Below are 26,190 nucleotides of genomic sequence, written 5' to 3' on the forward strand. Positions count from 1 at the left end.
AGTTATGTTTTTCAAACGGAAAGGCGTCGGGAGTTCTTTCAATTCCGTAGATGAAACAAAAGAATCCAAAGTTGTGAATGTCGAGTTGGCAAAATCTGACGAAGATACGTCAGATGAGCAAAGGGCTTTATCGCCTGTTGAAGCCAAGATGAAAGCGATCGAGGAGCAGAAAAAACAGCTAGAACAAGATCTCTCGATCAAACACTACTATCACAAAAAGCTACTGGATACCTTGGATCTCGGGCTTCTATCGCACTTGCAAGAAGATCGTGCGAAAGAGGAGTTACGCGAAGCGGTCGTTCAGCTCATTGCTGAAGATCAAACACACCCGTTGAGCTCTGAAGCTCGCAATCGCGTGATACATCAAATTGAAGATGAAGTGTTTGGTCTAGGGCCGCTGGAACCGCTGCTTGAAGACCCAACGATTTCAGATATCTTGGTCAATGGTCCGAAAAATATCTTTGTCGAACGTTTTGGTAAGCTCGAGAAAACGCCACATACCTTCTTAGATGAGCGCCATCTGCGCAACATCATTGATCGCATTGTTAGCCAGGTTGGACGAAGAATCGATGAAGCATCACCAATGGTGGATGCTCGACTCAAAGACGGTTCGCGTTTCAATGCGATTATTCCTCCTCTTGCCATTGATGGCCCTTCCGTTTCTATTCGACGTTTTGCGGTTGAACGTTTGAATATGGATAACCTATTAGAGCTTGGTTCGTTATCTCCAGAGATGGCGAAGTTTCTCAATGCTGCGGTTGTGGGGGAAATGAATATCCTGATTTCTGGTGGTACAGGCTCTGGTAAAACAACCACGCTGAATATTTTGTCGGGCTTCATTCCAAGTGATCAACGTATTGTGACCATTGAGGATTCGGCAGAGTTACAACTCCAACAACCACATATTATTCGCTTAGAAACACGTCCTTCTAATATCGAGGGTAAAGGCGAAATATCTCAGCGCGATTTAGTGAAAAACTCGCTACGTATGCGTCCTGACCGGATAGTTGTTGGTGAGGTTCGTGGCTCAGAAGCGGTGGATATGTTATCGGCAATGAACACGGGTCATGATGGGTCGCTGGCCACCATTCACGCTAACACACCAAGGGATGCGTTGAGCCGTATTGAGAATATGTTCTCGATGGCGGGTTGGAATGTGTCGACCAAAAACTTGAGAGCGCAGATTGCCTCCGCCATCAATATTGTCGTGCAAATGGATCGCCAAGAAGACGGTAAACGCCGCATGGTCAGCGTACAAGAAATCAATGGCATGGAAGGCGACGTTATCACCATGTCGGAGATCTTCACCTTCCAAAGAAGAGGGGTCGATCAAGAAGGCAATGTGTTAGGTGATTACATGGCAACAGGGATTGTACCAAGCTGTCATGACCAATTAGTAAAACGAGGCTTAGACGTACCATTTGAAATATTCAATGAAAAAGCCCGTTAGGAGATTGCTATGGATAGTCAATTCCCCCTTTTTCTTGTGCTGCTTTTTTTGTCCGTATTCTTTATTAGCCAGGCGTTAATTCTGCCTTCTGCGGGTAAAAAGGTTAAGCATAAGCAGTTAATTAAGCGGATACACGAAAGCCATAAACACATCGATCAAGAGAGTATTTCCCTACTAAGGGAAAACTCGCTCAAAAACCTTTCTCCATTAGAGCGATGGCTTGTGAGGTTCAGCCTATTCGATAACTTTAAGAAGAAATTGGAATTGGCTGGGATACACATGGGGTTCAGTCGGTTTATTTTTCTCACCTTCCTCGGTGGGGTTGCGGTTGGGCTATTTCTGTTCTTATTCGGGCAAGTCTGGTACCTCTGTGCCGGTGTTGCTGTCGCTTGTTGGGTGTCGGTTTACTTCTACCTACAGAAAAGAATTGCAGATCGTTTAATGAAGTTCGAAGAGCAACTGCCAGAGGCGCTCGATATCATTAAGCGAGTACTACAGGCCGGTCAGCCAATTACACAAGCGTTTGGGGAAGTAGGCAGAGAGGTCAGTGCGCCGCTTGGCCCTGAGTTCATGAATACCTTTAACTTACTCAACTATGGTTATGACCTCCGCTTGGCGATTATGCAAATGTCGGAAAGAACCCCTACGGTATCCATGCTTGCTTTCTCGAGTGCGGTGTTACTGCAAAAAGAAACGGGTGGTAACTTAGTCGAAAACATTGAAAAGCTCTCTCATATCCTACGTGCTCGTTTCAAACTCGCTCGAAAAATCAAAACCATTTCTGCGGAATCTCGAATGTCGGCATGGGTATTAGTATTAGCGCCTTTTGGGTTGTACGTCATCATTTCACTCGTTCGGCCTGAGTATATTGAGCTGCTTCATACGCACCCAATGGGGATCAAAATGGTGATTGGTGGGATGGTGGCCTTATTTATCGGGACGCTGTGGATTCGTAAAATCGTCAATATTGAGGTGTAGCTATGGAAAGCATTCAAGGATGGTTAAACGGTTTTGCTGTCGGCCAAGAGACGTTACTCATGGGGTTGATCCTCATCACCACCGTGTTAGTGGTGATGACGCTGGGCTCGATAATTATCGGGGTCAACTCGCCAATTAAAAGAAAGTTAGCCGAACTGTCTGGTGATAAAAAGGAAGTCTCTCACCACAACAAAAAAATGGCTGACACATTGGAGTCGTTAGCGCCTTTAACTTCGCCAACCAGTGAAAAAGAGCGCCAAACGACACGCAATAAACTGATGCATGCTGGGTTTCATGAAAGCAATGCATTGTCGATGTTCTATGCCATTAAATCGGTCACAACAATACTAGGTGTGATGGTGGCGGCACTGGTGTATTTCTCGATTCCGGAATCTAAATATCTGTACACCTACATGGCGTTATCCGTATTTATTGGGCTTCTGATTCCTGATTTTATTTTGCGCCGAATGGTCAACAAGCGTCAGCAAGCGATTCGTGCAGGTGTGCCCGACATGCTCGATTTGCTGGTGGTTTGTACCGAATCAGGGCTTGGCTTTAATGCGGCTTTGCGTCGCGTTGCAGATGAGCTGGTTATCTCTCACCCAGAGCTTGCCGATGAAATAGACACGGTGTGCAATAAAATTAAAGCGGGTAAACCAATGCCTGAAGCCTTAAGAGAGCTAGTATTAAGGACAGGGTTAGAAGAATTGATGGGGCTGGTGAGCATGCTTAGCCACGCCTCTCGAATAGGTGGGAGCTTAGTCAACTCCTTGCGTGAGTATACCGAAGACTATAGGGATAAGCGTCAACAAGCAGCAGAAGAAATTGCTGCAAAAATCCCAGTCAAAATGATGTTTCCAATGGTGCTGTTTATTTGGCCATGTTTTTTCATCGTGGCTATTGGACCTGCGTTAATTTCATTGGCTGAGGCATTTTCTAATTAAAAAGCAAAATAGGGATCGTTATGTGGATTAAGAAATACGTCATCATCTCGTTGTTGGTGCTTACCGCATGTTCAACAACTGAACAGTCATCAGACTTCGATTCAACGCTGTACTCAGGTAAGCCCGTTGAGTCACTCACCAATGATGAACCTCCAAAAACAGAGGAGGAGGCAATCTCTCGAGGGGATATTGCATTAAGTAATAAAAATGTCGACTTAGCGTTGTATGAATACATTCGCTCGCTCTCTTTCCCGAATGCGGTCCATAAAGACAAAACCTTATACACCGTGGGGCGTATCCATTTGGCAAGAGAGAATTCAGAACTTGCGGATAAATCATTTCGAGCATCTTTAGCAGAGAACCCTGATCACATTGGTTCCCTCACAGAACTTGGCACTCTGTATACGAAACGTGGCGAAAAGGACGTCGGGAAGAGTTACTACATACGCGCTTTGAATGCTGACCAAATTCGCATGGATGGCGATCCGATTATCACTAAAGACAACATTACTGCAGAGAGCGTTGCAACATATCGCTATGATGATAAATCACCTGTCTCTGCTTACTCCGGTCTAGGTGTGCTTTACGACATTCGTGGCGACCACGATATTGCGCAGGCATTAATTAGAAAAGCGTTGGATATTGATTCAAGAAACGTCAACGCTTTAGTCAGCCTAGGCTATTCCTACTACATGGAAAAAGCTTATTCAAAAGCGGCGCACTTTACTCAAGCTGCGCTGAGCATTAAGCCGGGGGATGAAAAGGGAATCAATAACTTGGGTCTCATTGCACTGGCAAAAGATCAACCACGACAAGCGCTGAGTATTTTTAGTCGACACATGACAGAGCCGGAAGCACTCAACAATGTTGGTTACTTCTTGATCCTTCAAGGCAAACCAGGCGAGGCGATTCCTTATCTACAACAGGCTATTGATAAGAATCCGGCCTACTATGAACTGGCAAATAAAAACTTAGAGCGAGCATTAGCAATGGTAAGAGAGCGAGGGGATACCTCTACCGCGCTTCTCCAATAACTTCACAGTCTATTTAAAAATAAAGCCACTCAGCAAGATGGAGTGGCTTTTTCATTTTTGGGGACTTTTTCATTTCTGGGGAGTAGTGCCGTTGCAAAGGTGTTTGTTCAAGTAACCGTTCATTCGCTTCTTTCAGGGTAAGAAGCATAGCGCCGCAAAGCCCAACCAACTATCTTCCATAACATCACCGTTAAGAGTGTTGCGAGGTAACCATCAATAGCATAATGCCAGGCTAAATGTACCGAACCGATTTGAATGATGACGGCGAAAGCGTAAGCAAAGTAGCCGGTGGTTTTGTTGAGTCTATAAATTGATAGCGCCATCAAAACAGCAATGGAAACGTGCAAACTCGGCATTGCCGAAATGCCAGAGCCAATACCATTGGCATTCGCGATGTACTCATCCCAAAGATATTGCTGTGTAGGCAATGCCCACAATTGCCCAGCGTCCACATTGGTAAGATATTGGCTTTGGGCTTCGAGCGTTTTCATCAGAGGAACAAACTGTTCATCTCCGGTGATAAGCTCCACGTAGCAAGGACCTGCTGAAGAGAGTAACGTGGCGAAGAAGACACCAAAAATCATCCAAGACAATGCGAACGTGAGTAAAAATTGTTGCCTTACCAACGGGTATTTTTTGTAGATAAGGAAAAAGATGAGTATACCCCACATACAAAAAAACCATGCGTTGTAGGCAACGTTTAGCGTCAGTGAGGCCCAAGCATTGGAGAATAATGCATGGGTCAATTCCCAAGGTGCAACGCCGAAGTGCAACAGCGTATCAATATTCGCAAAGGTTAGATCCCATTTAAAAGGATTGATGATTGGAATAAGCGATTTCAAAAACGTGTGGTTAGAGAAAATCAGGTTAAGTGCCATCATCGAAACAAACACTGATACAGGGCGGTGCAGTGGAAAAATAAGATGTTTCAGTTTTCGTATGAAGCGCTTTGCTGGCTGTTTTTCTTTGCGCAGTATGAGATAGAAGTAATAATAGATACACCAGCTTAAACCTGTGACATACAAAGCTTGCATGAGCGTTTCAAGGTAAGTGGTAAAAGAGTAATCAATAGGGAAATCGAGATATAAAGAACAAAGATAAATGACAGCAGTCGAGATAAAGCAATAGGTGTAGAAAATCTTATCGATCAATAACTCGTTCTTCACAGACTGGAGCCAAGTCGCTGCTTTTTGCTGCCAACTTACGTTGATCTGGTAATTGTTGTCTTGTTCCATCGACGATCCGTCATCTCTATCCTTCCAATGTCATTAAGCTTAGTTGAGAAAACGGGCACTTGTATTTAAGTGCCCGCTAAGAGTTTGTCGTTTAAGATTTTTACATCATGCCCGTGACAAGGCCTGCCGCCACAAAAAACACGATCATCCATAGCACCGAAAGGTTGAGCTTTTTGTGTAGATAGAAACCCGCAACCACTAACGCCATGTCGATGGGAGTAACAACTGCGCTGCTAAATACTGGCTGGTAAAGTGCCGCGAGTAGCAACCCTACTACCGAGGCATTGACACCGTTGATGGCGCCGGAGACCAGCGGTTTGCCTGCCAGTGCTTGCCAGTTTTTAAGAACGCCAAGCAGTAAAAGAAACCCTGGGAGGAATACGCCAAGCGTTGCGATCAGCGCACCTAAAATTGGCGTATCCGAAAGCTCATAACCAATAAAAGTCGCAAAGGTGAACATTGGCCCTGGTACAGCTTGTGCAGCGGCGTAGCCTGTTAAAAATGCATCTTGGCTGAGCTGGTCGCCAACAATGTTTTGCAGAAGCGGCAGCACCACATGACCACCACCAAACACTAAGCTACCAGCTTGGAAAAAATCACTAAACAGCCCAAGCAAAGGCAATGAATGAGCTACTAATGGTAAGCCGAGTAAAAGCACCGCAAATAGAGCCAATGGCGCGATAGACGGTTTAAACGGCTCGGCTGATGGCGCGGAGTCTTTCTTCAGATATCGTATGCCGACAAAACCTGCTGCGATCAACACGAACATTTGCGTCATGATGCTTGGTGCCACCAGCAACGCAATTGCAGTAGCGACGCACAAACCCGCGGTCAGTTTGCTTTGGCAGAAGTTTTTGTACATGCCCCAAGCCGCATCCGCCACGACGACGACTGCGAGCAGTTTTAGGCCGTGAACGATGTTTTGGAACACTGCGGTGTCGGTGATTTGGCTGCTCACCATCGCCAGCGCCAACATGATGATCACCGAAGGAAGCGTGAATCCGACAAATGCTGCGTATGCGCCACCTAAACCGCCGCGTTTATAACCCAATGCAAAGCCGACTTGGCTTGAGCCGGGTCCCGGCAAAAACTGACTGAGCGCGACAATTTGCGCGTACTCGCTGTCATCAAGCCATTTCAGTTTCTCAACAAAGGTTTGGCGAAAATAACCAATATGAGCCGCCGGGCCGCCGAAGCTGAACCAACCCAGCCAGAAAAAAGTTTTGAAGATGGTGAACATGTCGAGCCTGTTTATCTAAAAAGCATTGTTGCTAATTTATCGGATGCTCTAAAATGACTCAAATTGATAAATTTAATTTCATTTATGAATGAGATGGGATAAAGGTGTTGAGGTGAAAGAGGACATTCAGTGGCGCAACATTGACTTGAACCTATTGGTGACGTTTTCCTACTTGTATCGCCATCGAAGCGTTAGCGTCGCGGCAGAGAAAAGTTACGTTAGCCAGTCGGCGATGAGTCATAGTTTGTCTCGTTTAAGGTTGTTGTTTGACGACCCGCTTTTTGAGCGAAAAGGACACAAGATGGAGCCCACCGAGCACGCTCACCACATCGCGCCAACCGTGCATCATTTGCTGGACTCTATCGCCAAAGACTTGCTCACTAAGTCTGCCTTCCAACCTGAAAATTACGCGGGTGTATGTCGCATTGGGTTAACGGATTATGCCGAGTTTATTTTTGCTCCTCGGCTTTATGACGAAATACGTCAGCGCGCACCAGAGGCGCAGATCAGTTTTATTAACGTCAATCGTAGCAACTACGTGGCATTAACTGAGCACGAAAAGCTCGATGTCATTATTGGCAGCATGCCGGTGTTGGATGACAACTTTGAGAGCTTGTACTTGTACACGGAAAAACACGTGTGTATGTGTGATAAACAGGTATTGAAAGGGGAAACACAGCTGTCTCTGGAAGCGTTCGCGAACATAGAGCAAGCTCTGGTAAGTCCCGATGGGAGCTTAAAGACACAAGTAGACCAAAAGCTCGCAGAACATGGCTTGAGCCGTCAAGTCACCGTGGCGTCGCGCAACTTTCTCACCATTCGGCATTTATTGAAAAAGCGCGATCTCATTGCCATCGTGCCAGAAAAAATGGCGTTGGCGGAGGGCTTTTCGGACGATCTCATTACTGTTAAGCCGCCGATCGCCGTTGCGGATTTTGATATTGCCATGCTGTGGCATTCCAGCCGAAACAATGAAGACAAAGGCATTTGGCTACGCGAGTTGGTTTCTTCGACCATCACCTCTCACATATAAAAAGGGCACCAAAGGGTGCCCAGAATGTTTGTCATTGAGAGTCTGTGTTATACCGCTTGCGAAGCTGGCGCGGCCTCTTTTATACGTTCTTCCTGATTCAATGATTTTTCGTATTGGCTGTACTTCCACCAAGCAAAGCCAAGGAAAATCACGATACCGCCAACGTTGTAGAAAATGATGGTCATGATGTCGGCCCCAGTAGGGAAGGTCGATGCTAAGAAACCAACCGTAAAGATAGCGATCAGTACCGATACGGTAGCGATGCCCATTTTGCGTGAGCCCATTTTGAAATCACGCTCGACGTGATCCAGTTTTAAGCGCAGATTCAGGTACGCCAACATGATGAACAGCGGTGGCAGCATCGAAGCGGCTGCCGTCATGTTGATTACGGTGTTCATAAGATCTTGAGCGGTGTTAGAACCTAATGTTGGGATGATCATCAATGGAATAACGATAAGGAACTGATACCAAGCTGCGCGAGCTGGTACGCCGTTTTCGTTCAGCTCTACGGTTTTCTTACCAAAAATGCCTTCTGGAATCTCAGAGAAGAAGATTTTCACTGGCGTTGCTGTCCACATCAGTAGAGAGCCAAACATAGCGGTGAAGGATACCAAGCCTACGAAGCGGTTCATCAATACTTCTGGCAAACCAAAGTACGCAGCCAAACCTTCAAATACTTGAACCGATCCGCCCGTGTATTTTAGGGTTTCGCTAGGAACAAATACGTTAATCAACACAGACGCGACTGAGTAAAGCACACCGATAAAGATACCTGCGATGATGATGACCTTAACGAACGATTTCGAGCCGCCTTTCACATCGTTTACGTAAACCGCGACCGATTCCGCACCGCCTGCCGCCATAAAGATCCATGTAGTAATGCCTAAAAATGCCCAGCTGAAATCAGGGATCATCGCTTCTACAGTAATTGGGTCAGCCGGTTCTACGCCGCCGATCAACGCTGCGCCAGCCAGTAAAATGTACGACATTGTCAGTAGCAGCATGAGGGAGGAGGTCACCGACGTAATTGGCCCCAACATTTTCGCGCCGTTCGTCGATACGTAGGTCGCAAACGCAAACAAAATCATACTGAGCACGGTAGTGGTGAATGGCGTCAGAATGTATTCATAGCCCAAGAACGCGTAAGACGCATAAGCGATAACACGCGGCAGCAAGGACGTGAAGAAGAATAGGTTAACGAACCAGTAAGTGTAGGCAGAGATAAACGCCCAGCGACCGCCGAGTGAGCTTTTTACCCATGCGTAGACCCCCGCTTCAGAATCTTTATTCAGAGATACGAATTCTGCGATGATCAAACAGAAAGGGATGAAATAAAAAATGGTCGCCAGAAAGAACATTGGCGCAGAAGCTAGGCCGATCTCGATGTTATTATTGATTACGTTGTTAAAGCTAAATACTGCGGCAAAGGTGAGGGACAACAACCCGAATTTGCCTATCGTATTACGTTTGGATTCAGACATGTTCTATCTCCGGTGAATCACGTTGGAATTGTAGGGAGGAAGGGCTTGTAATGCTGTGACCACAGCCCTTCTCTTGTTTTATTTATTTAGGAAGTAGCCATCTTCGATGGTCACTTTGAGCATCACTTTTCTTACGCGGTTGTCTCCATGGAAGCGGTACGCTTCACTGTTTTCAAAAATCGCCACTTGGCCTTCGCAAAGCTCACGTGTTTCACCCTGACCAGAAAAAAATTCGCGGTCAGTTTCATCACGATAAGCTTGTTCTAGTGTTAACGCGGTTTTATCCGCGAACTCAACGGTTTCTCGGCCTTCGAGGTAGTAATGCACGTCGAAGTAACGACGGTTACCGATGAACATTTCGGTTTGTTTCGCGATGCCATCTTCAACCATGTACACCAGTGAATCGCCAATCGAGTGCATCACGCCATCTTTGATGTTGCCGATGTTGCCAATGGCTTCCACACAGCGGTTCCATTTACGACCGTTGCGATATACCTGTTTGAATTGCTCTAAGCTGTCTAACACGATCATGGGTTACGCCTCGTTGACTGATTGAGTATTGGTTTGAGTGAAAAACGCGTTGTCGAAATCATGGTTTGCCATCACTTGTGCGTTGCAATCGCCTGCTTGCAGTGGCATCAGCGTCAAACCGTAACGGAACTCGTCCATGTACACGCGGTAAGAGTCGAGCACTTCGCTGCCCCATGAGTTCGAGCCTAACCCCATCACTTGATGGTCAAGGTTAAGGGTGATGTAGCCACTCTTTTCTAGCTCGATCGTATGTTGCGCTTGATGCAGGTTTTGGTTGGTGTAGAACCACGCGCTGAAGTTGATTTCTTGCTGAGGTTTCACCAATAACCCTGTGCCATGACGGTTGGTGAGCGATGCCCAGCGCACGTGTTGGCGGTTGCCGTTGTTTTGCGGGAACGGGTAGTTCTCGAACATGTCTTCTACGGTGCTGTGGTAAACATCAATGAGGTTAGCTTGGCGACTGTCTTGGTAGTTTTCTTCTGGGCCACGACCGTAGTAACTCACTTGGTCAAAGCTGCCGTTAATGCCCAAATCCAAGCCAATGACCGGAATCACGTGAGGGTAGTCGCCGTAACGTTCGCCGCTCAGTTCCACGTTCAAATGGCCTTGAGCATTGATTTGATAGCGATAGGTACAACGCATGCCAAAATCAAAGACCGGCGGCGCAATGATGCTGGTGGTCGTAATTAAGACGGAATCATTGGTTGCTTCCACCGCAAGAGTACGGAAGTGCTCCTGCATGATTTGCAGATGGGCTGGGTGCCACAAACCTTCATACTCTTGTTTGTGGTTATCAATCATCGGTTTGAAGAAGTTCAGTCTCGGCTCAGATTGAATGATCTCTTCGTCATTTACGCGCCAAGAAGTCAGCTTGCCGTTTACTTTCGAGAAGGTAAGCGTGAAGTTATGACCTGTGATCACGTGCTCTAGACGGCTTTCTTCAAGCACCAATGGTTGAACATTGTGGTTGACCAACGCAGGCAACGTGGCGGTGTTTTCTTTCAGTTGGAACTGATACACCGCAATTTCATGGTTGGCTTCGCTGTAAAGCGTGCGACTGTCTTTGCGTACGGTGAAGTTAACAAAGGCTTCGCGCTCATCCAATTCTGGCAAGTCGATGCTCACTTCACGTTCGCTGTTGGCGACCAAAGCTTCGACTTTGAATTGCACGCTACGCAGGGTTTCACCTTCGGCACGCACGTCAGCAGTAATGGTGTAATCATCGAGGTTGGTGAACCACAATTTGTTCTCAACGATGAAGCGATCATGGCAACCTTCGACGGCGCGGATTTTCACCGGTGCAATGACTTGTTTGTATTCTTTGAGACCTGGGCCCGGGGTTTGATCTGGGTAAATCAGACCATCCATGCAGAAGTTGTAGTTGTTTGGGTAATCGCCGTAATCGCCGCCGTATTTGTAGAACTCTTGGCCGTGTTCATCACGCGCTAGAATGCCGTGATCACACCATTCCCAAACGTAGTGACCTTGAATGTGGTCGTGCGCATAGAACACGTTTTGGTATTCCGTCAGACCACCCGGCCCGTTACCCATCGCGTGTGCGTATTCGCAGATAATGCGTGGCTTCTCGTGTGGGTGTTCGCCAAAGTAATTCATCAGTTGAGCGCGTGAGTACATCGTCGAAATCACATCGACGACTTCAGCATCGCGGTCTTCTTCGTAGTGAACCAAACGGGTGTCATCAAGGGCTTTGGTTGCGGCGTACATGGCGCGGATGTTACAGCCATAACCCGATTCGTTACCGAGTGACCACATGATGATCGAAGGGTGGTTCTTTTGCGCATGAACATGACGCACTGCGCGATCGACAAACACCGCTTCCCAAGCAGGATCATTGGTGATACGGCTCAGGTCGCCAACGTTGGCAAAGCCGTGGGTTTCCACATCGGTTTCTGCCATCACAAACAGGCCGTAAATATCACACAGCTCGTAGAAGCGTGGGTCGTTCGGGTAGTGTGCGGTGCGAACCGAGTTGATGTTGTGTTGCTTCATCAAAATCAGATCTTTTTCCACGCGGTCCACGCCCACTGCGCGACCTTTTAGGTGGTCGTTGTCATGACGGTTTACACCATGCAGCATCACGTATTGATTGTTGATGTAAAACAGGCCATCGCGCACTTTGATGTCACGGAAACCCACGCGTTGTGGGATCACTTCCACTACGTTGCCTTGGTGATCTTTTAAGGTGATGAACAAGTGGTAAAGGTAAGGATTTTCAGCCGTCCAATGCGTTGGATTCACCATATCAATCGCAAAGCTTGTTGAGTTGTGGTTTTGGATAGTCAGTGAATCGCATTGACCACTGGCTACGACAGTGCCTTTGTCATGCAGCGCGTATTCCAGCGTGTAGCCAGACGCGATAGCGGTGGAAAGGTTTTCCAATTCGACTTGAGCACTGAGCGTCGCACTTTGGTAATCGTTGGCGAAATCGGTACGAATGGTGAGGTCTTGGACGTGAATGTTCTCTTTTCCGATTAGGTAAACATCACGGAAGATCCCCGCCGTCCACCACATGTCTTGGTCTTCAATGTAAGTGGAATCGGCCCACTGCATCACGCGTACAGAGAGCAAGTTTTCGCCTTGTTGGACGAACTTGGAAATGTCGAATTCCGCTGTGAGTCGGCTGCCTTTACTAAAGCCGACGTACTCGCCGTTCACGTACACTTCAAAGTAGGTTTCCACGCCGTCGAACTTGATGATGGTTTGTTGGTTATCCCACTGTGGACCAAGTGTAAATGTGCGTTGATAAGCGCCCGTTGGGTTGTCGGTTGGTACAAACGGGACATCGATCGGGAATGGGAAGCCTTCATCGGTGTATTGCAGATCGCCGTGGCCTTCCATTTGCCACATGTTTGGGACGGTAATGTGTCCCCAGTCGTTCATTGTTTGTGAGTAAAACTCATCAGGTACCAACATTGGGTTGGTGAAATAACGGAATGTCCATTGGCCGCTGAGCAACATAAAGCGGCGACTCAGTTCACGTTGAAAGGTTTGTGCGCTCTGAACAGAGTCGTAGGAGAAAAAGTACGCACGCGGTGCCATACGATTCTCGTGTAAGTGTTGGAAGTTTTCCCAATTGTTCACGTTTTGATCTCCCCTCGGCTTGGTGCGCTTATGTTGGAGTGCGGATTGGTTTCATCGCGGCTCAACATCAGTGCAAAAATAACGGCCGATGTATTGTGAAAAATGCTTATGAATAATCTGAGAAAGATATTAGTAAAAGTTTTACTAAAATAAATCAGTGAAAACGTTTTACTTTAACTTGGTCACGTTTTAAATGACCAATGTTGAGCAAGATGTGATCAGCGTAAAGGAATGAGATCTAGATTGTTTTGGAAAGTAAAAACAGTAAAAATTCGGTAGAAAATAAAAGAAGAAATAAAAAAGCACTGAAAATTCAGTGCTTTATTTGAACAGTTTTGAGGGTGTTTTTATCGAGTTGTGCCGCGTAGCTTGAGCTTGCTTGGAACGTACACTTGAAGGGGCAGTGCGCGTCCGTCACGGTATTTTTCTACTAACAAGTTCACGCCTTGAATCCCCATCATTTCAGAATGAATACGAACGGTAGATAGAGGTGGGAAGGTAAAGCGCGCGGTAGGAATGTCGTTCACGCTGATCAGCGCAATATCATCAGGAATGTTTAAACCAAACTCATGCACTGCTCGTAACACACCAATCGCAATGGAGTCCGAAGCAATGAACATCGCTTTTGGGAAATCGCCTTTGGCCAGCATCTCTTTCGCTAAGTCATAACCGGACAAGCTAGAGAAATCGCCACGATAAATGTCGTCTTCAGAAACCACACCTTTTAGACTGCCGTAGTCCACAAACGCATTTTCACGAATGTCTGCGGTGTTGGGCTCGTCTTGTCCACCAATAAATCCGATGCGCTCGTAGCCTTGTTGTACAAAGAAATCAACCACTTGCTTGCTGATTCTTACAAGATCGATATCAACGCAATCGTAAGGACTAGTTGGATCTGAAAAGTCGATGTAACAGATGCTATCGGCTAAGCGTTTAGGTAACTTATTGACCACTTTTTGGTCGACTTTTCCGACTAAAAGGACACCCGTGATCTTTTGCGTTTCAACATCAATTTCGCTGTTGTAGCAATTGGTTAGCGTAATGCCGAGTTTGTCGCACTGAGTTTCAATCCCATGACGAATCGACAAGTAGTACGGGTCATTCACTTCTGCTTCTTGTTTGTAATTGTACAAGGCCAAAAAGTGATGTTTTTGCTTGGCTTCTTTGGTGGCTTTCTTCGAGCTGCTGGTGCGGTACTCCAGCTTTTCTGCGATTTCTAAAATGCGGCGTTTGGTTTCTTCTTTAACGCTCAACGTCGGATCGTCATTCAAAACTCGCGATACGGTTGCAAGTGAGACGCCCGCTTCAGTGGCGATATCTTTTAGTGTTGCCATGTACATTTCCCGTTGGCATTGCTCACAGTCCAAGTGAGAACTCAATAATCTGGCTATTGTAAACAGCTACTTAGGGATGCACAAACTTTTAGTAAAATCGTGCGACCCACGAGAGAGAGCGGTATCTGCTCGACTCATCTTCACAGCTCATCATCTTCTTGGTTTAATTTAACTAAAGTTAGCATCTAAAATAAAGCTTTTGTGTAATTTTGTGGAAACGTTTACACAATTTGAATTCGATCACGGATCTGGATCGAGATTGGTTGCTAGACTTTTAGCCAGTTAAGAAATGGGCGTTCCGATTCGATGCAATGGCGATTGGCTTTTAGCGCATCAGAGTGAGGTATGAACAGAAAGCAGCAAACGTGGAGAAGCAAAAAGTGAAAGTTCTTGTCACAGGCGGTATGGGATACATCGGTAGTCACACTTGCGTTCAGATGATTGAAGCGGGAATGGAACCTATCATCGTTGATAACTTGTGTAACGCCAAACTGGAAGTGTTAAACCGTATTGAAGCGCTGACTGGCAAACAGCCTGCGTTCCACCAAGGTGACATCCGTAACGAAGCCTTTTTGGATACGGTATTCGCGCAGCACGAAATCCAAGCCGTGATCCACTTTGCTGGCCTCAAAGCGGTTGGCGAATCGGTGGCAAAACCACTTGAGTACTACGACAACAACGTCAATGGCTCATTGGTGTTAGCGCGCAGCATGCGTAAAGCGGGCGTGAAAAGCATCGTATTCAGTTCATCGGCAACGGTTTACGGTGACCCTGAAATAGTGCCGATTACGGAAGATTCACCAACAGGCGCAACCACCAACCCATACGGACGCAGCAAATATATGGTGGAGCAATGCTTAAGCGATCTGTTCCATGCTGAAAACGACTGGAGCATCACCTTACTGCGTTACTTCAACCCAGTTGGCGCGCACCCATCGGGCAGCATGGGGGAAGACCCACAAGGAATTCCCAATAACCTGATGCCATTTATCGCCCAAGTCGCTGTTGGCCGCCGAGAAAAACTCGCGGTATTCGGTAGCGACTATCCAACCCCTGACGGCACTGGCGTACGTGATTACATCCATGTGATGGATCTGGCCGACGGCCATATTGCGGCTTTGAAATCGGTGGGTGAGAAATCGGGTTTGCACATTTACAACTTAGGTACAGGTAAAGGCTCGAGCGTACTTGAGATGGTGGATGCGTTCGCGACCGCTTGCGGTAAACCAGTGCCTTACGAGTTATGCCCGCGTCGTCCTGGGGATATTGCTGAATGTTGGGCAAGCACGGAAAAAGCCGAGCGTGAACTAGGCTGGAAAGCAACACGCACGGTAGCTGAAATGACCGCCGATACGTGGAACTGGCAGTCAAATAACCCTAGTGGCTATTCCCCGGAGTAATTGCAGTCGCCGCGTTGCCATCTGCGCTTCTCACGGTTTTGGGAAGCTGAGTTTGAAGAATTTTAAAGAGTTGAGTAAGTAACATGTCGAATGTCGAATTTAACCCAGTGGATCATCCACACCGCCGTTACAACCCTCTGACTGGGCAATGGATTTTGGTTTCACCTCACCGTGCAAAACGCCCTTGGAGCGGCGCAGATGAAAAGCCCGCATTGGATGAGCTACCAAGCTATGACGGTAAATGTTTCCTTTGTCCAACCAACGAACGTATCTCTGGCGATGTCAATCCAGACTACCAAGGCACCTATGTGTTCAATAACGATTTTGCTGCGCTAATGGTGGATTCACCAGATGCACCGGAGTCAAACAACCCGTTATTCAAAACGCAAGGCGTGCGCGGTTTGAGCAGAGTGATTTGCTTCTCGCCAGATCACAGTAAAACCTTACCGGAGCTGCCAGTGGATAAAATTCGTGGCGTGATTGATACATGGAATGAGCAAATTGAAGAGCTCGGCAAAGAGTACGTTTGGGTTCAGGCGTTCGAAAACAAAGGCGAAATCATGGGCTGTTCTCAGCCTCATCCGCACGGTCAAATCTGGGCGAACAGCTTCTTACCCAATGAAATTGAGAGCAAAGAGCACAACCTAAAAGCGTACTACCAAGAGCACGGCAGCAACTTGCTGGTGGATTACGTACAAGCGGAACTCAAAGACGGTTCACGCATTGTGGTGGAAACCGAACACTGGCTGGCGGTGGTGCCTTACTGGGCTGCTTGGCCGTTCGAAACCATGTTGTTGCCGAAAACGCACATTCGTCGCATGAGCGAACTCAGCGATGAGCAACGAGACGATTTAGCGCTAGCGATTAAGAAGCTGACCAGCCGTTACGACAATTTATTCCAATGCTCTTTCCCTTACTCAATGGGCTGGCACTACGCGCCGTTTTTTGACCAAGGCACAGACATCGACCATTGGCAGCTTCATGCACTTTTTTATCCGCCACTACTGCGCAGTGCCACGGTTCGTAAGTTCATGGTGGGCTACGAAATGCTGGCAGAAAGCCAACGTGACCTTACCGCAGAGCAAGCGGCGCAGCGTCTGCGTGATGTGAGTGATGTCCACTACAAAGAATGCTAAATCTTTAAATTGGACTGATTACGAATAACGGGATAGCGCGACTTTACAGATAGAAAGTTAGGCTCAACGCGCTATCCCACACAAATTACTATTTTAAGAGAACGTCCCTATGTCTGAACTTATCCAAAATGTGAAAGCGTCATTTGAGCAAGTGTTGGGCTACGCACCTAGCCATATTATCCAAGCGCCTGGTCGTGTGAACTTGATTGGTGAGCACACCGATTACAACGATGGTTTTGTCCTACCGTGTGCCATTAACTACCAAACGGTTGTGGCGGCGGCAAAGCGTGAAGACAATATCGTGCGTGTGGTCTCGGTCGATTATGGCAACGCAGTGGATGAATTCGATATCACGCAAGCCATTACCTTCCAGCAAGACAAAATGTGGGCGAACTACATTCGCGGCGTGGTGAAGTGTCTTCTGGCGCGTGGCTACCAGTTTACTGGGGCGGATATTTCAGTCAGCGGCAACGTGCCTCAAGGCGCGGGTTTGAGCTCATCGGCGGCATTGGAAGTGGTGATCGGTCAAACTTTTAAAGTGCTGTTCAATCTTGAGATCAGCCAAGCCGAAATCGCGTTAAACGGTCAGCAAGCCGAGAACGAATTCGTCGGTTGTAACTGCGGCATCATGGACCAAATGATTTCAGCGGAAGGGCGTGAAAATCACGCGATGCTATTGGACTGCCGTAGCCTAGAAACGGAATCGGTTTCCATGCCAGAAGAGATGGCAGTCGTGATCATCAACTCGAATAAAAAACGTGGTTTGGTCGACAGTGAATACAACACTCGTCGTCAGCAATGTGAAGAAGCGGCGCGCATTTTCGGTGTGAAAGCTTTGCGTGATGTGACAATTGAGCAGTTCAACGAGAAAGTTGCTGAGCTGGATGAAATGGTGGCCAAGCGTGCCCGTCACGTCATCACAGAAAACGATCGTACGGTGGAAGCGGCACAAGCGCTACGAGCACACGACATGAAGCGCATGGGTGAGCTGATGGCCGAGTCTCATGCCTCGATGCGCGATGATTTCGAAATCACGGTAAAAGAAATCGATACGCTGGTGGAGATAGTCAAAGAGGTGATCGGCGATCAAGGCGGCGTGCGCATGACTGGCGGTGGCTTTGGTGGTTGCATCGTGGCACTTGTACCGCCAGCACTGGTTGATGACGTGAAAGCGGCAGTTGAAGTGAAGTACCAAGCAGCTACGGGCTTAAAAGAGTCGATTTATGTTTGCCAAGCCAAAAATGGTGCGGGTTTGGTTGAAGTGCTGTAAGGAATGATGATGAAAGCCTATTTTCAACAACTAGAACAAGCGATGGCGCAAACGCCGTCGTTTGATGACCAAACTGCGAATCTGATTCATTTGACCAACGCGAATGGTATGACAGCGTCGTTTATGGATATCGGTGCGACGTGGTTGAGTTGCACATTACCGGTAAATGGTGAAAACCGTGAAGTGTTGTTGCGCTCACCAAATATGGCTGAACACATGAAGCAAGACGCTTACTTCGGTTCCATTGTTGGCCGCTTTGCTAACCGAATTGCGAAAGGGCAGTTTGAGATAGACGGAGAGAAGTATCAACTTGGTATCAATAACGGTGAAAACTCACTGCACGGTGGGCTGGAAGGGTTTGATAAACGCCGCTGGAAGGTTGAAGAGCAAAATGATCAACAGGTCACTTTTTCACTTCGCTCCCCGGACGGTGACCAAGGCTATCCGGGAAACCTCGATGTGAAGGTGATGTACACGCTCACTGATGAGAATGAATTAGCTATCGCCTATGATGCTAAGACCGACAAAACATCACCAGTGAATTTAACCAATCACACTTACTTTAACTTGGCTGGTGAGGCGAGCCGCGCGAAAAGTTTGGATCATACGTTACAGCTCAATGCTGGGCATTACTTGCCAACGGATGCGGGGTTAATTCCTACCGGTGAACAAAAGCCAGTTTCGGGCACCAGTTTCGACTTCACCGAGCCAAAATCGATTGGCCAAGAATTTCTTGCCGAGCAAGATCAGAAAACTGCTGGTGGCTACGATCACGCCTTTGTATTCACGCCTGAAGTGACCGATGGCGTATCTGTCGCTGCGGTTTTAATTGCACCAAAAGAAGATGTGGTGATGAAGGTGAAAACCACCAAACCTACCATCCAGTTCTATTCAGGTAATTTCTTAGCCGGTACGCCAGGTGCAAGTAAAACTTACGAACGCTATGACGGCCTAGCATTGGAAACGCAGTACTTTCCAGACGGGCCAAACAAACCAGAATGGGGACTCAACAATGGGGTGTTGAGCTCTGGGGATTGCTATCAGCATCAAACTACTTATCAGTTTGAATTTTAGATAGCACTTCTGCCCTTTGAACTTGCAGCGGCAGCGATGCTGCAACTCCAACGACTTTGGGTGTTATGGTGGGCTACATGCCCACCTTTTTTGTTTTTGTCGAAGAGGTTCGAACGATGAGCTCACCCTCTACTTTGCGTTTGTTAGAAAGCAACGGTTGCGCTTCAATCAGTGCCATCAACGATTCGATTGCGAGTTTACCCATGTCTGAGTAGGGCAGTTCAACCGACGTTAATGCTGGAAAGCTTTCAGAGGCGATTTGCTGATTATCGTAACCGACAACGGCAACATCCTGAGGAATCTTCAACCCCAACTCCGCTATCGCTTGGTAGCACCCCATTGCCATATAGTCGCTGCCACAGAAAATCGCTTCTGGCGGTTGCTCCATATTCAGTAGTGCCAGTGTTTGCTGGTGCGCTTTTTTTAGCGACCAGTTTGCATCGACTAAATACTCTGAGTTAGGAATGATGTCTGCATCAATGAGAGCCTGACGATAACCATCGGCACGTTGCTTACTGGCTAGCATCCAACTTTCACCAGACAGCATGGCAATGCGACGATAGCCTTGCGTCGTGAGGTGTGAAACTGCTTTGTAAGCTCCAATCATATCGGCCGGCAAAATACTTGGCGTTTCGGTGTGTTCTTCGTTGGTGCAGTTCAGCAGTACAGTCGGTAAGGAAGTTGTGACGCGTTGCTGCTCCAACTCTCGCGTCATACTGGATGCGTAAACCAAGCCTGCGTAATCACCGCCGTTGATCTCCGACTCAATCTTGCTTGCCAACACTTCATCATGGCTGTAATTGAACGTCACCAATATGTAGTCGTTCGACCACGCTTCTTCTCTCGCTGCATTGATGGCATCGATAAATGGGTCATAACTGGTTAAGCCGTTGATCACCAATGCGATCTTTTTAGGGCGTCCCAAAGCATGGGCAACCTTTTTGTTTTTGTAGCCAAGTGATTCTGCGGTTTCGAGCACTTTACGTTTGGTCGCTTCCGCGATTTTTACGGAAGTTGAGCCATTCAATACCAGCGATACGGTCGACTGAGAGACGCCAGCCGCCGCCGCAATGTCACTCATGGTGATTTTTTTAGCCATTCTGCTCTTTTACGTAATTTCGTTAGCTAAAGATATTAGCTAAAGATTAAGTTCGGATCATCCTTTAAAGATAAAGATCACAAAAGTAAGTCAGAGCAACTTAAAAGCTGTGATTTTCACCACGTTTATTCTTTGATCACCTAGTCATTAAATTATCAATTAATATATTAGCTAATATTATTAGTTAATAATTTAGTTTTAAGGTGAGTAAGATGAAAAGATGGTCGGAAGAGAAAGCGTGGCAATGGCAAAAAGAGCATGGCTGGCTACGTGGCTTTAACTATTTACCGCGCACAGCGGTTAACTGGAATGAGATGTGGCAAGCGGAATCTTTTGCACCTGAGGTGATGGAACAAGAGTTAGCTTGGGCGCATGATGTGGGTTACAACACTTTACGTACCAACTTACCATTTATAGTTTGGCAAGCGGATCGCGATGGTTTACATGCGCGAATTGAGCGCTTTCTGGATATTTGCGAACGCAATCAAATCAAAGTGATGCTCACGCCGATGGATGACTGCGGTTTCTCGGGCGACCATCCTTATCTTGGTGAACAAAAAGCGCCCGTACCGGATTTGCACAACAGCCAAGCAGCAGCAAGTCCTGGTCGCAATGTGGTGATGGACAAATCTATGTGGGGTGAGGTCGAAGCGTATATTCGCGACATCATCTCTACCTACAAAAATGACCCTCGAATCGTTATTTGGGATCTCTATAACGAGCCAACCAACCGTATGATTTTCACCACCACGGGTGAGATTGCTTACGACGAAGAAATGGAAACCTTTAGTCATGAGCTGATGGAACAAGCGTTTGAGTGGGCACGTGAAGAAAACCCAACTCAGCCTCTCACCGTCGGCGCTTGGCATGCGCCAAGCATTCTTGACCGAAGCCTGCCGATTTATGAACACCCAACCGATCGCAAAGCGATGGAGCTGTCGGACATCATTACTTTCCACGCTTACTTACCACTCGATCTGTTCCATAAAGCCGTTGAAATTGTAGAAAGCTACAACCGACCAATGATGTGTACTGAGTGGCTTGCTCGTCATGCGCAATCGTACATGCACGAACAGCTTCCGGTCTTTAAACAGAAAAACATTGGCTGCTACCAGTGGGGATTAGTGAAAGGAAAAACACAAACGCATCTGCCTTGGCCAGAGATAAAACGTAGCGATGCAAACTATGCGAGTCAATGGTTCCACGATCTGCTTGATGAGCAAGGACAGCCGTATGACGCAAGCGAAGTGCAATTGATCAAAACACTCGCAGAAGTGGATTAATTGCCTGTGAGCCGACTCTGAGAAATGGGTCGGTTTCTTATTTACAATAAAATCAATTGAGACGTGAACAATGACTACTCTACAAAACAAACTCACCAATAAGGAGCTGATGTCTTACTTCGGCTATGGGGTAGGCCAGTGCTTTAGCTTTGGTCTAGTCGGCTCTTTTATTCTTTATTTCTATACCGATATTTTGGGCATTTCTCCAATTGCGGCGAGTACGATTTTTTTGATTGCTCGTGTGTGGGATGCGGTGAACGATCCGCTCATTGCCGGATACATGGACACGCTAGACTCTCGCTTTGGTAAATTCCGCCCTTACATGCTGTTTACGCCGATTCTGATTGTTCTGGTCACGGTTGCCGCGTTCTATAACATTGATGCTGATACGTCGACAAAAGTGATGTATGCCGGTATCACTTACATTCTTTGGGGTACGCTTTACACCATTTCTGATGTGCCGTTTTGGTCTATGTCTTCTGTTATGACGGATGAACCGCAAGAGCGAGCAAAAGCGGCAACTTGTGCCATGTTAGGGGTGAATGCAGGTATTGGTGCAACTTTGGTTGTGTTCCCGAAACTGAGCGCTTACTTCGCTGATGGCCGAGCAGATCAGGGTTACTTACCAGCTGTGATTGTGTTGATGATCGCGGGTTTGTTCTTCATGCTGAACGGTTTTTATAACACCAAAGAACGCATCTCGACGAAGAGCTGTGAAAAAGTCACGCTAAAACAAACCTTTCAAGCCGTTCGTAAAAACAAGCCGTTGTTTTTTATTCTGGCAGCGTTTTTCATGAATGTGTTTTTCAATCTAGTGAATGGCCTGTACATTTTCTTCTTCACATACAACATGGGGGACGCAGGGTTAGTCTCTCTGATTGGTACCATCACTTTGGTAAGTGCGATTGCGTGTTTGGCTACGCCAGTGCTGACGAAGCGTTTCAAAAAACGTGACATCTTTATTGCGCTGTGCGTTTTAGAGATCATCGCTCGCATTGGGTTCTATTTTACTGGCTATGATAATCCAACGGTCGTGATGGCGTGGTTAGCGGTGATCACAGGCATCTTTATGATGACTAACCCTCTTATCTCGGCCATGATTGCAGATACAGTTGAGTACTCTTACTACCACAGCGGCAAACGTACCGCGGCGATCACGTTCTCGGGACAGACCTTTACAGGCAAACTCTCTGTTGCGGTAGCGGGTGGCTTAACGGGGGTTATCTTGACGATGATTGGCTATGTACCAAATGCGGTGCAAACGGAAACCGCGCTCAGTGGCATGTTCTTCTGTATTGCGTTGCTACCCGCATTGGGAGCTTTAGTGCGCATCTTTATTATGTCTCGCTACACATTTACCGAAGACCAACACGCGATTTTACGAGAAAAATTACAGCGTGATGAGTTTGCGCAAGGCGTTGACGTGAAGTCTGCAAAACCGAACGAAGCCTTGAGCTAGAGTCCATATCGTCTCGACAAGTGCTCAAAGAAAAAGCCCGCTCAATAACCTGAGCGGGCTTTTCGTTTTCAAATTACAGATTATTCACCATCAACAACGCTCGACAGAGTTTCTTCGTACTAAAGTTGGGCTAAAAATAATGGTTTCGTCTTCAATTTTTTCGTCACGAGATAGCGCCAAAGCCAAACGGGCGGCGCGTTCTGCCATCATCTCGATTGGGTAGCGAATAGTAGTCAAGCTAGGGTGAACAAAGCGGGCGATTAAGCCATCATCGAACCCGACCATAGAAACCTTACTTGGTACGTCAATGCCATTTTGATCTAACGCTGCGAGTGCGCCAGCGGCCATGTAGTCGTTGTAGGCCACCACTCCAGTAATCTCCAAAGATTTGGTTAACAGGTTGGTCATCGCAACTTCGCCACCATCACTGTTGGGTTCACCGTATTCGATGTAGCTTTTGGAGAGTTCAATACCATGTTCTTTCAATGCTGCTTGGTAACCTTGCAATCGCTCATCGGTATCTTCGATATCGTGGGATGAGGCAATGCAAGCAATTTTGCGATGCCCGTGACGAATCAAATATTCTGTCGCGAGGAATGCCCCCTTGCGGTTATCAAGGGAAATACAGCGTTCGGCTAGCTCTGGGATATGTCGATTGATAAGCACCATACCTTTCACTTCTTGGGCATAGCCAATTAGCTCCTCATCAGATAAGCCTTTCGAGTGGATGACTATTGCATCGCAACGGCTGTTGATCAGCAATTCTAGGGCTTGACGCTCATCATCTGGATTGTGATACCCGTTGCCAATCAAGATATGTTTGCCATTTTCGCGCGCGATATTATCGACGGATTTGACCAGCGTGCCGAAGAAAGGATCGGACACATCACTCACCAACACACCCATGGTATTTGTGCTTTGACTCACCAATGCACGAGCTGCGGCATTGGGTCTGTAGCCCAATTTGCTCATTGCTTTGGTGACCGACTCTACCGATGATTGACTGGCTTTTGGGGACTTGTTGATCACGCGAGAAACCGTTGCGACCGAAACACCGGCTTCTTTCGCGACATCCTTGATCGTTGCCATATAGAACCTTTAGTGGCTAAAAATTTTGACTGGAAGTATTAAACACCCATTGTGTAATAAGTGCAATTTGATAGGGGATTTGCTTTCGGAAATGAGATCTTTACCACTTGTATTTATTAAGCTTACTGATAGTGTAAACGTTATCTTTTTAGTAAAACTTTACTGAGGTTTTAATTATGGAAACTATCGCTTACTCAGATTTTGCCAAACTGGAAATTCGTACCGGAAAAATCATTGAAGTGGCTCGTCATCAAAATGCAGACAAGCTGTACATTGTGCAAATTGATATTGGTGAAAAAACACTGCAAACCGTAACCAGCCTAGTACCTTATTACACCGAGGAAGAGTTGATGGGCAAACAAGTGGTCGTGTTGTGTAATCTTGCCAAAGCCAAAATGCGCGGCGAAACCTCAGAATGTATGTTGTTGTGCGCAGAAACGGATGATGAATCCGAAAGTGTGTTGCTAACGCCAGAAAGAGCGATGCCGACTGGGGTGAGAATTGTTTAGAGTTTAATCAAGCAAACGTTTTATTGCTCGTGTTTATGTTTTGTGTCTCATTTTATAAATAAATCAATAGGAATATATTCAACTCTATTTATAATCTCCGCGCTTTTAAAAACTGTTTAACAGTATGAAAAACATAGGAAATTATAATGAAAAAAGTATTGCCATTATTGGCTTTAGGTGCAGTGGTTGCTTCAGCGTCAGTTCAAGCAAAAGGTAACTGGTATGTTGGCGCAGATATTCTTAACTCTGATCTTGAAGTTGAAGGTCACTCTTACAGCTCTTCAGCTACAGGTTTGGGTATTGCGGTAGGTAAAGAGCTGCAATATTCAGAAAACTTCAAATTGGCTTTAGAAGGTGAGTACATTTACTACGGTAGCTTCGAAGAAAAAGCATCGGGCGCGGGTAATTGGTTAGAAGCTACTGTTGAAGGTTATTCATTCAACCTTAATGCTAAACCTAAGTACCAATTCTCTGGCACTGGTTTTTATGTTGGTGCTGTTGTTGGTCTAGGTGTAACGGGGGTTGATTTAGAGGCAAAATCAAACCTTTCTGGTCTCACTGGTAAGACTGATGGTAGCGATGCTGGCTTTAACTATGGTGCTGAAGTGGGTTATGAATTTGCTTCAGGTCTGGTTGTTTCTGGTGGCTACCGTGCTTCTACAGTAACCATCGATGTTGAAGGTGGTGGCGATCTTGAATTTGATTTTGACAGCCTGTACGTTGGCGTTGATTACAAGTTTTAAGCTCGCATAAGCAAAACATAGATACTAAAAAGGAGCCGTTAGGCTCCTTTTTTGATTAGATTATCAATCAACTCGTAATGATGCTCTTGCACGCCTGCAAGGTTGCCATATTTAGGTTGGTGGCGGTCATTTTCTTTTGCGTGTTGCCAGCCAATGGTGTGACGCACAAAATGCTCTGCAAACGCATGAGATACTTCTAAGCAACCTGCTAGCACGGTATCGACATAGCTTTGCATGATTGGGCTTTTTACGCACGGTGGTAATGGCTCGTCTTTTACGTAAACCCAGATGCTATGTTCTTGGTTAAAGTTCGCGTCCGATTCGATTTGATCTGGCTGAATTTGAATACGATGATAACCACGCTCACGGCGATCGAATTCTGCGAGAGCTTCTTCATTCACTTCGAGTAAAACGCCGTTGACCTGCCCATCGCCTTGGTTCACAACCAGAGGAGACAGAGTGTAGCTGTCATCAATCTTTCCCCAGTAGCGCACCAGTCCATGAGCAATGACGGGAATGGCTTCTCCCGTTTGTCCGGTTAACTTACGTGACGCAGAATTAATCAAACTGCCATAGCCAAATATGTACATCTTCGTTGCATCCCTTCACTGATGGTTGTGTCTCTCACCGTTTATACCTAACCCGCCTCTGAAGTACAACTTTACCTCTTAAGTATAATCTTAACTATTAACATGTATTTTTTATGCATGTTTATGATAGCATCAATATTGTAGTTGAGTTAACCAGCATCGAGAGACGCTTGAGG

The 26,190-nt window shown here is 46.6% G+C and carries 22 protein-coding genes; 13 read left to right on the forward strand and 9 right to left on the reverse strand.

Annotation, left to right across the window (positions count from 1 at the left end):
* Positions 1-4: 4 nt before the first annotated feature.
* The 4 genes from L3V27_RS18335 to L3V27_RS18350 are packed head-to-tail and all read left to right on the forward strand — an operon-like array spanning position 5 to position 4,406.
* Positions 5-1,450 carry a CpaF family protein gene (locus L3V27_RS18335; RefSeq protein ID WP_006742393.1) on the forward strand — a complete coding sequence of 482 codons (1,446 nt, stop codon included), beginning with the start codon at positions 5-7 and terminating at the stop codon, positions 1,448-1,450.
* Between the two features lie 9 nt (positions 1,451-1,459).
* Positions 1,460-2,428: a type II secretion system F family protein gene (locus L3V27_RS18340; protein ID WP_006742394.1), complete on the forward strand. Its 969-nt coding sequence runs from the start codon at positions 1,460-1,462 to the stop codon at positions 2,426-2,428.
* A 2-nt stretch (positions 2,429-2,430) separates the two neighbouring features.
* Positions 2,431-3,372, forward strand: a complete 942-nt coding sequence (locus L3V27_RS18345) for a type II secretion system F family protein (RefSeq protein ID WP_047008928.1) — start codon at positions 2,431-2,433, stop codon at positions 3,370-3,372.
* Positions 3,373-3,392: 20 nt separating this feature from the next.
* A complete protein-coding gene (locus tag L3V27_RS18350; RefSeq protein WP_006742396.1) occupies positions 3,393-4,406 on the forward strand; it encodes a tetratricopeptide repeat protein in 1,014 nt (337 codons plus the stop codon).
* Between the two features lie 119 nt (positions 4,407-4,525).
* Here the strand turns inward: L3V27_RS18350 and L3V27_RS18355 are convergent, their stop codons facing one another.
* Both L3V27_RS18355 and chrA read right to left on the reverse strand, forming a co-directional pair.
* Positions 4,526-5,641 (reverse strand): phosphatase PAP2 family protein, encoded by a 1,116-nt coding sequence (locus L3V27_RS18355; protein WP_237312464.1) that lies wholly within the window; start codon positions 5,639-5,641, stop codon positions 4,526-4,528.
* Between the two features lie 100 nt (positions 5,642-5,741).
* Complete coding sequence (gene chrA / locus L3V27_RS18360) at positions 5,742-6,881, reverse strand: chromate efflux transporter (RefSeq protein WP_237312466.1); 1,140 nt, start codon at positions 6,879-6,881, stop codon at positions 5,742-5,744.
* An 88-nt stretch (positions 6,882-6,969) separates the two neighbouring features.
* Here chrA and L3V27_RS18365 point away from each other — a divergent pair, with 88 nt between their 5' ends.
* Complete coding sequence (locus tag L3V27_RS18365; RefSeq protein ID WP_237312468.1) at positions 6,970-7,914, forward strand: LysR family transcriptional regulator; 945 nt, start codon at positions 6,970-6,972, stop codon at positions 7,912-7,914.
* A gap of 47 nt (positions 7,915-7,961) precedes the next feature.
* On the opposite strand, the gene L3V27_RS18370 is transcribed toward L3V27_RS18365, so the two are convergent.
* The 4 genes from L3V27_RS18370 to ebgR all read right to left on the reverse strand — a co-directional run bounded on the left by L3V27_RS18370 (position 7,962) and on the right by ebgR (position 14,362).
* Complete coding sequence (locus L3V27_RS18370; protein ID WP_006742400.1) at positions 7,962-9,395, reverse strand: amino acid permease; 1,434 nt, start codon at positions 9,393-9,395, stop codon at positions 7,962-7,964.
* Positions 9,396-9,473: 78 nt separating this feature from the next.
* Complete coding sequence (locus L3V27_RS18375) at positions 9,474-9,926, reverse strand: beta-galactosidase subunit beta (protein ID WP_229611233.1); 453 nt, start codon at positions 9,924-9,926, stop codon at positions 9,474-9,476.
* 3 nt (positions 9,927-9,929) lie between these two features.
* Complete coding sequence (ebgA, locus tag L3V27_RS18380) at positions 9,930-13,028, reverse strand: beta-galactosidase subunit alpha (RefSeq protein WP_237312470.1); 3,099 nt, start codon at positions 13,026-13,028, stop codon at positions 9,930-9,932.
* Between the two features lie 347 nt (positions 13,029-13,375).
* Complete coding sequence (gene ebgR / locus L3V27_RS18385) at positions 13,376-14,362, reverse strand: transcriptional regulator EbgR (RefSeq protein ID WP_005494135.1); 987 nt, start codon at positions 14,360-14,362, stop codon at positions 13,376-13,378.
* A gap of 380 nt (positions 14,363-14,742) precedes the next feature.
* On the opposite strand from ebgR, the gene galE reads away from it, so the two are divergent.
* From galE to galM, 4 genes are all read left to right on the forward strand, one after another.
* Entirely contained in the window at positions 14,743-15,762 is a 1,020-nt protein-coding gene (gene galE, locus L3V27_RS18390) for a UDP-glucose 4-epimerase GalE (protein ID WP_237312532.1), read from the forward strand.
* 83 nt (positions 15,763-15,845) lie between these two features.
* Entirely contained in the window at positions 15,846-16,898 is a 1,053-nt protein-coding gene (locus L3V27_RS18395) for a UDP-glucose--hexose-1-phosphate uridylyltransferase (protein ID WP_152811683.1), read from the forward strand.
* 109 nt (positions 16,899-17,007) lie between these two features.
* Positions 17,008-18,168, forward strand: coding sequence for a galactokinase (galK, locus tag L3V27_RS18400; protein ID WP_089203056.1), 1,161 nt, complete (start codon positions 17,008-17,010; stop codon positions 18,166-18,168).
* Between the two features lie 9 nt (positions 18,169-18,177).
* Positions 18,178-19,242 carry a galactose-1-epimerase gene (galM, locus tag L3V27_RS18405; RefSeq protein WP_237312473.1) on the forward strand — a complete coding sequence of 355 codons (1,065 nt, stop codon included), beginning with the start codon at positions 18,178-18,180 and terminating at the stop codon, positions 19,240-19,242.
* A 73-nt stretch (positions 19,243-19,315) separates the two neighbouring features.
* Here the strand turns inward: galM and L3V27_RS18410 are convergent, their stop codons facing one another.
* Positions 19,316-20,341 carry a LacI family DNA-binding transcriptional regulator gene (locus tag L3V27_RS18410; protein ID WP_167426284.1) on the reverse strand — a complete coding sequence of 342 codons (1,026 nt, stop codon included), beginning with the start codon at positions 20,339-20,341 and terminating at the stop codon, positions 19,316-19,318.
* Positions 20,342-20,553: 212 nt separating this feature from the next.
* Here L3V27_RS18410 and L3V27_RS18415 point away from each other — a divergent pair, with 212 nt between their 5' ends.
* Complete coding sequence (locus L3V27_RS18415) at positions 20,554-21,624, forward strand: cellulase family glycosylhydrolase (RefSeq protein WP_005456695.1); 1,071 nt, start codon at positions 20,554-20,556, stop codon at positions 21,622-21,624.
* Between the two features lie 70 nt (positions 21,625-21,694).
* A complete protein-coding gene (locus tag L3V27_RS18420) occupies positions 21,695-23,083 on the forward strand; it encodes an MFS transporter (RefSeq protein ID WP_237312475.1) in 1,389 nt (462 codons plus the stop codon).
* A 90-nt stretch (positions 23,084-23,173) separates the two neighbouring features.
* On the opposite strand, the gene L3V27_RS18425 is transcribed toward L3V27_RS18420, so the two are convergent.
* Positions 23,174-24,172, reverse strand: a complete 999-nt coding sequence (locus L3V27_RS18425; protein WP_134647114.1) for a substrate-binding domain-containing protein — start codon at positions 24,170-24,172, stop codon at positions 23,174-23,176.
* 176 nt (positions 24,173-24,348) lie between these two features.
* Here L3V27_RS18425 and L3V27_RS18430 point away from each other — a divergent pair, with 176 nt between their 5' ends.
* Both L3V27_RS18430 and L3V27_RS18435 read left to right on the forward strand, forming a co-directional pair.
* A complete protein-coding gene (locus L3V27_RS18430) occupies positions 24,349-24,681 on the forward strand; it encodes a tRNA-binding protein (protein WP_005494151.1) in 333 nt (110 codons plus the stop codon).
* 146 nt (positions 24,682-24,827) lie between these two features.
* Complete coding sequence (locus L3V27_RS18435; RefSeq protein ID WP_048625919.1) at positions 24,828-25,424, forward strand: outer membrane beta-barrel protein; 597 nt, start codon at positions 24,828-24,830, stop codon at positions 25,422-25,424.
* Between the two features lie 38 nt (positions 25,425-25,462).
* On the opposite strand, the gene L3V27_RS18440 is transcribed toward L3V27_RS18435, so the two are convergent.
* On the reverse strand, positions 25,463-26,014 hold the full coding sequence (locus tag L3V27_RS18440; RefSeq protein ID WP_114323574.1) for a gamma-glutamylcyclotransferase family protein: 552 nt from the start codon (positions 26,012-26,014) through the stop codon (positions 25,463-25,465).
* Between the last annotated feature and the right edge of the window lie 176 nt (positions 26,015-26,190).

The sequence above is a fragment of the Vibrio sp. J2-3(2022) genome (assembly GCF_021725735.1).
Taxonomy (GTDB): domain Bacteria; phylum Pseudomonadota; class Gammaproteobacteria; order Enterobacterales; family Vibrionaceae; genus Vibrio; species Vibrio diabolicus.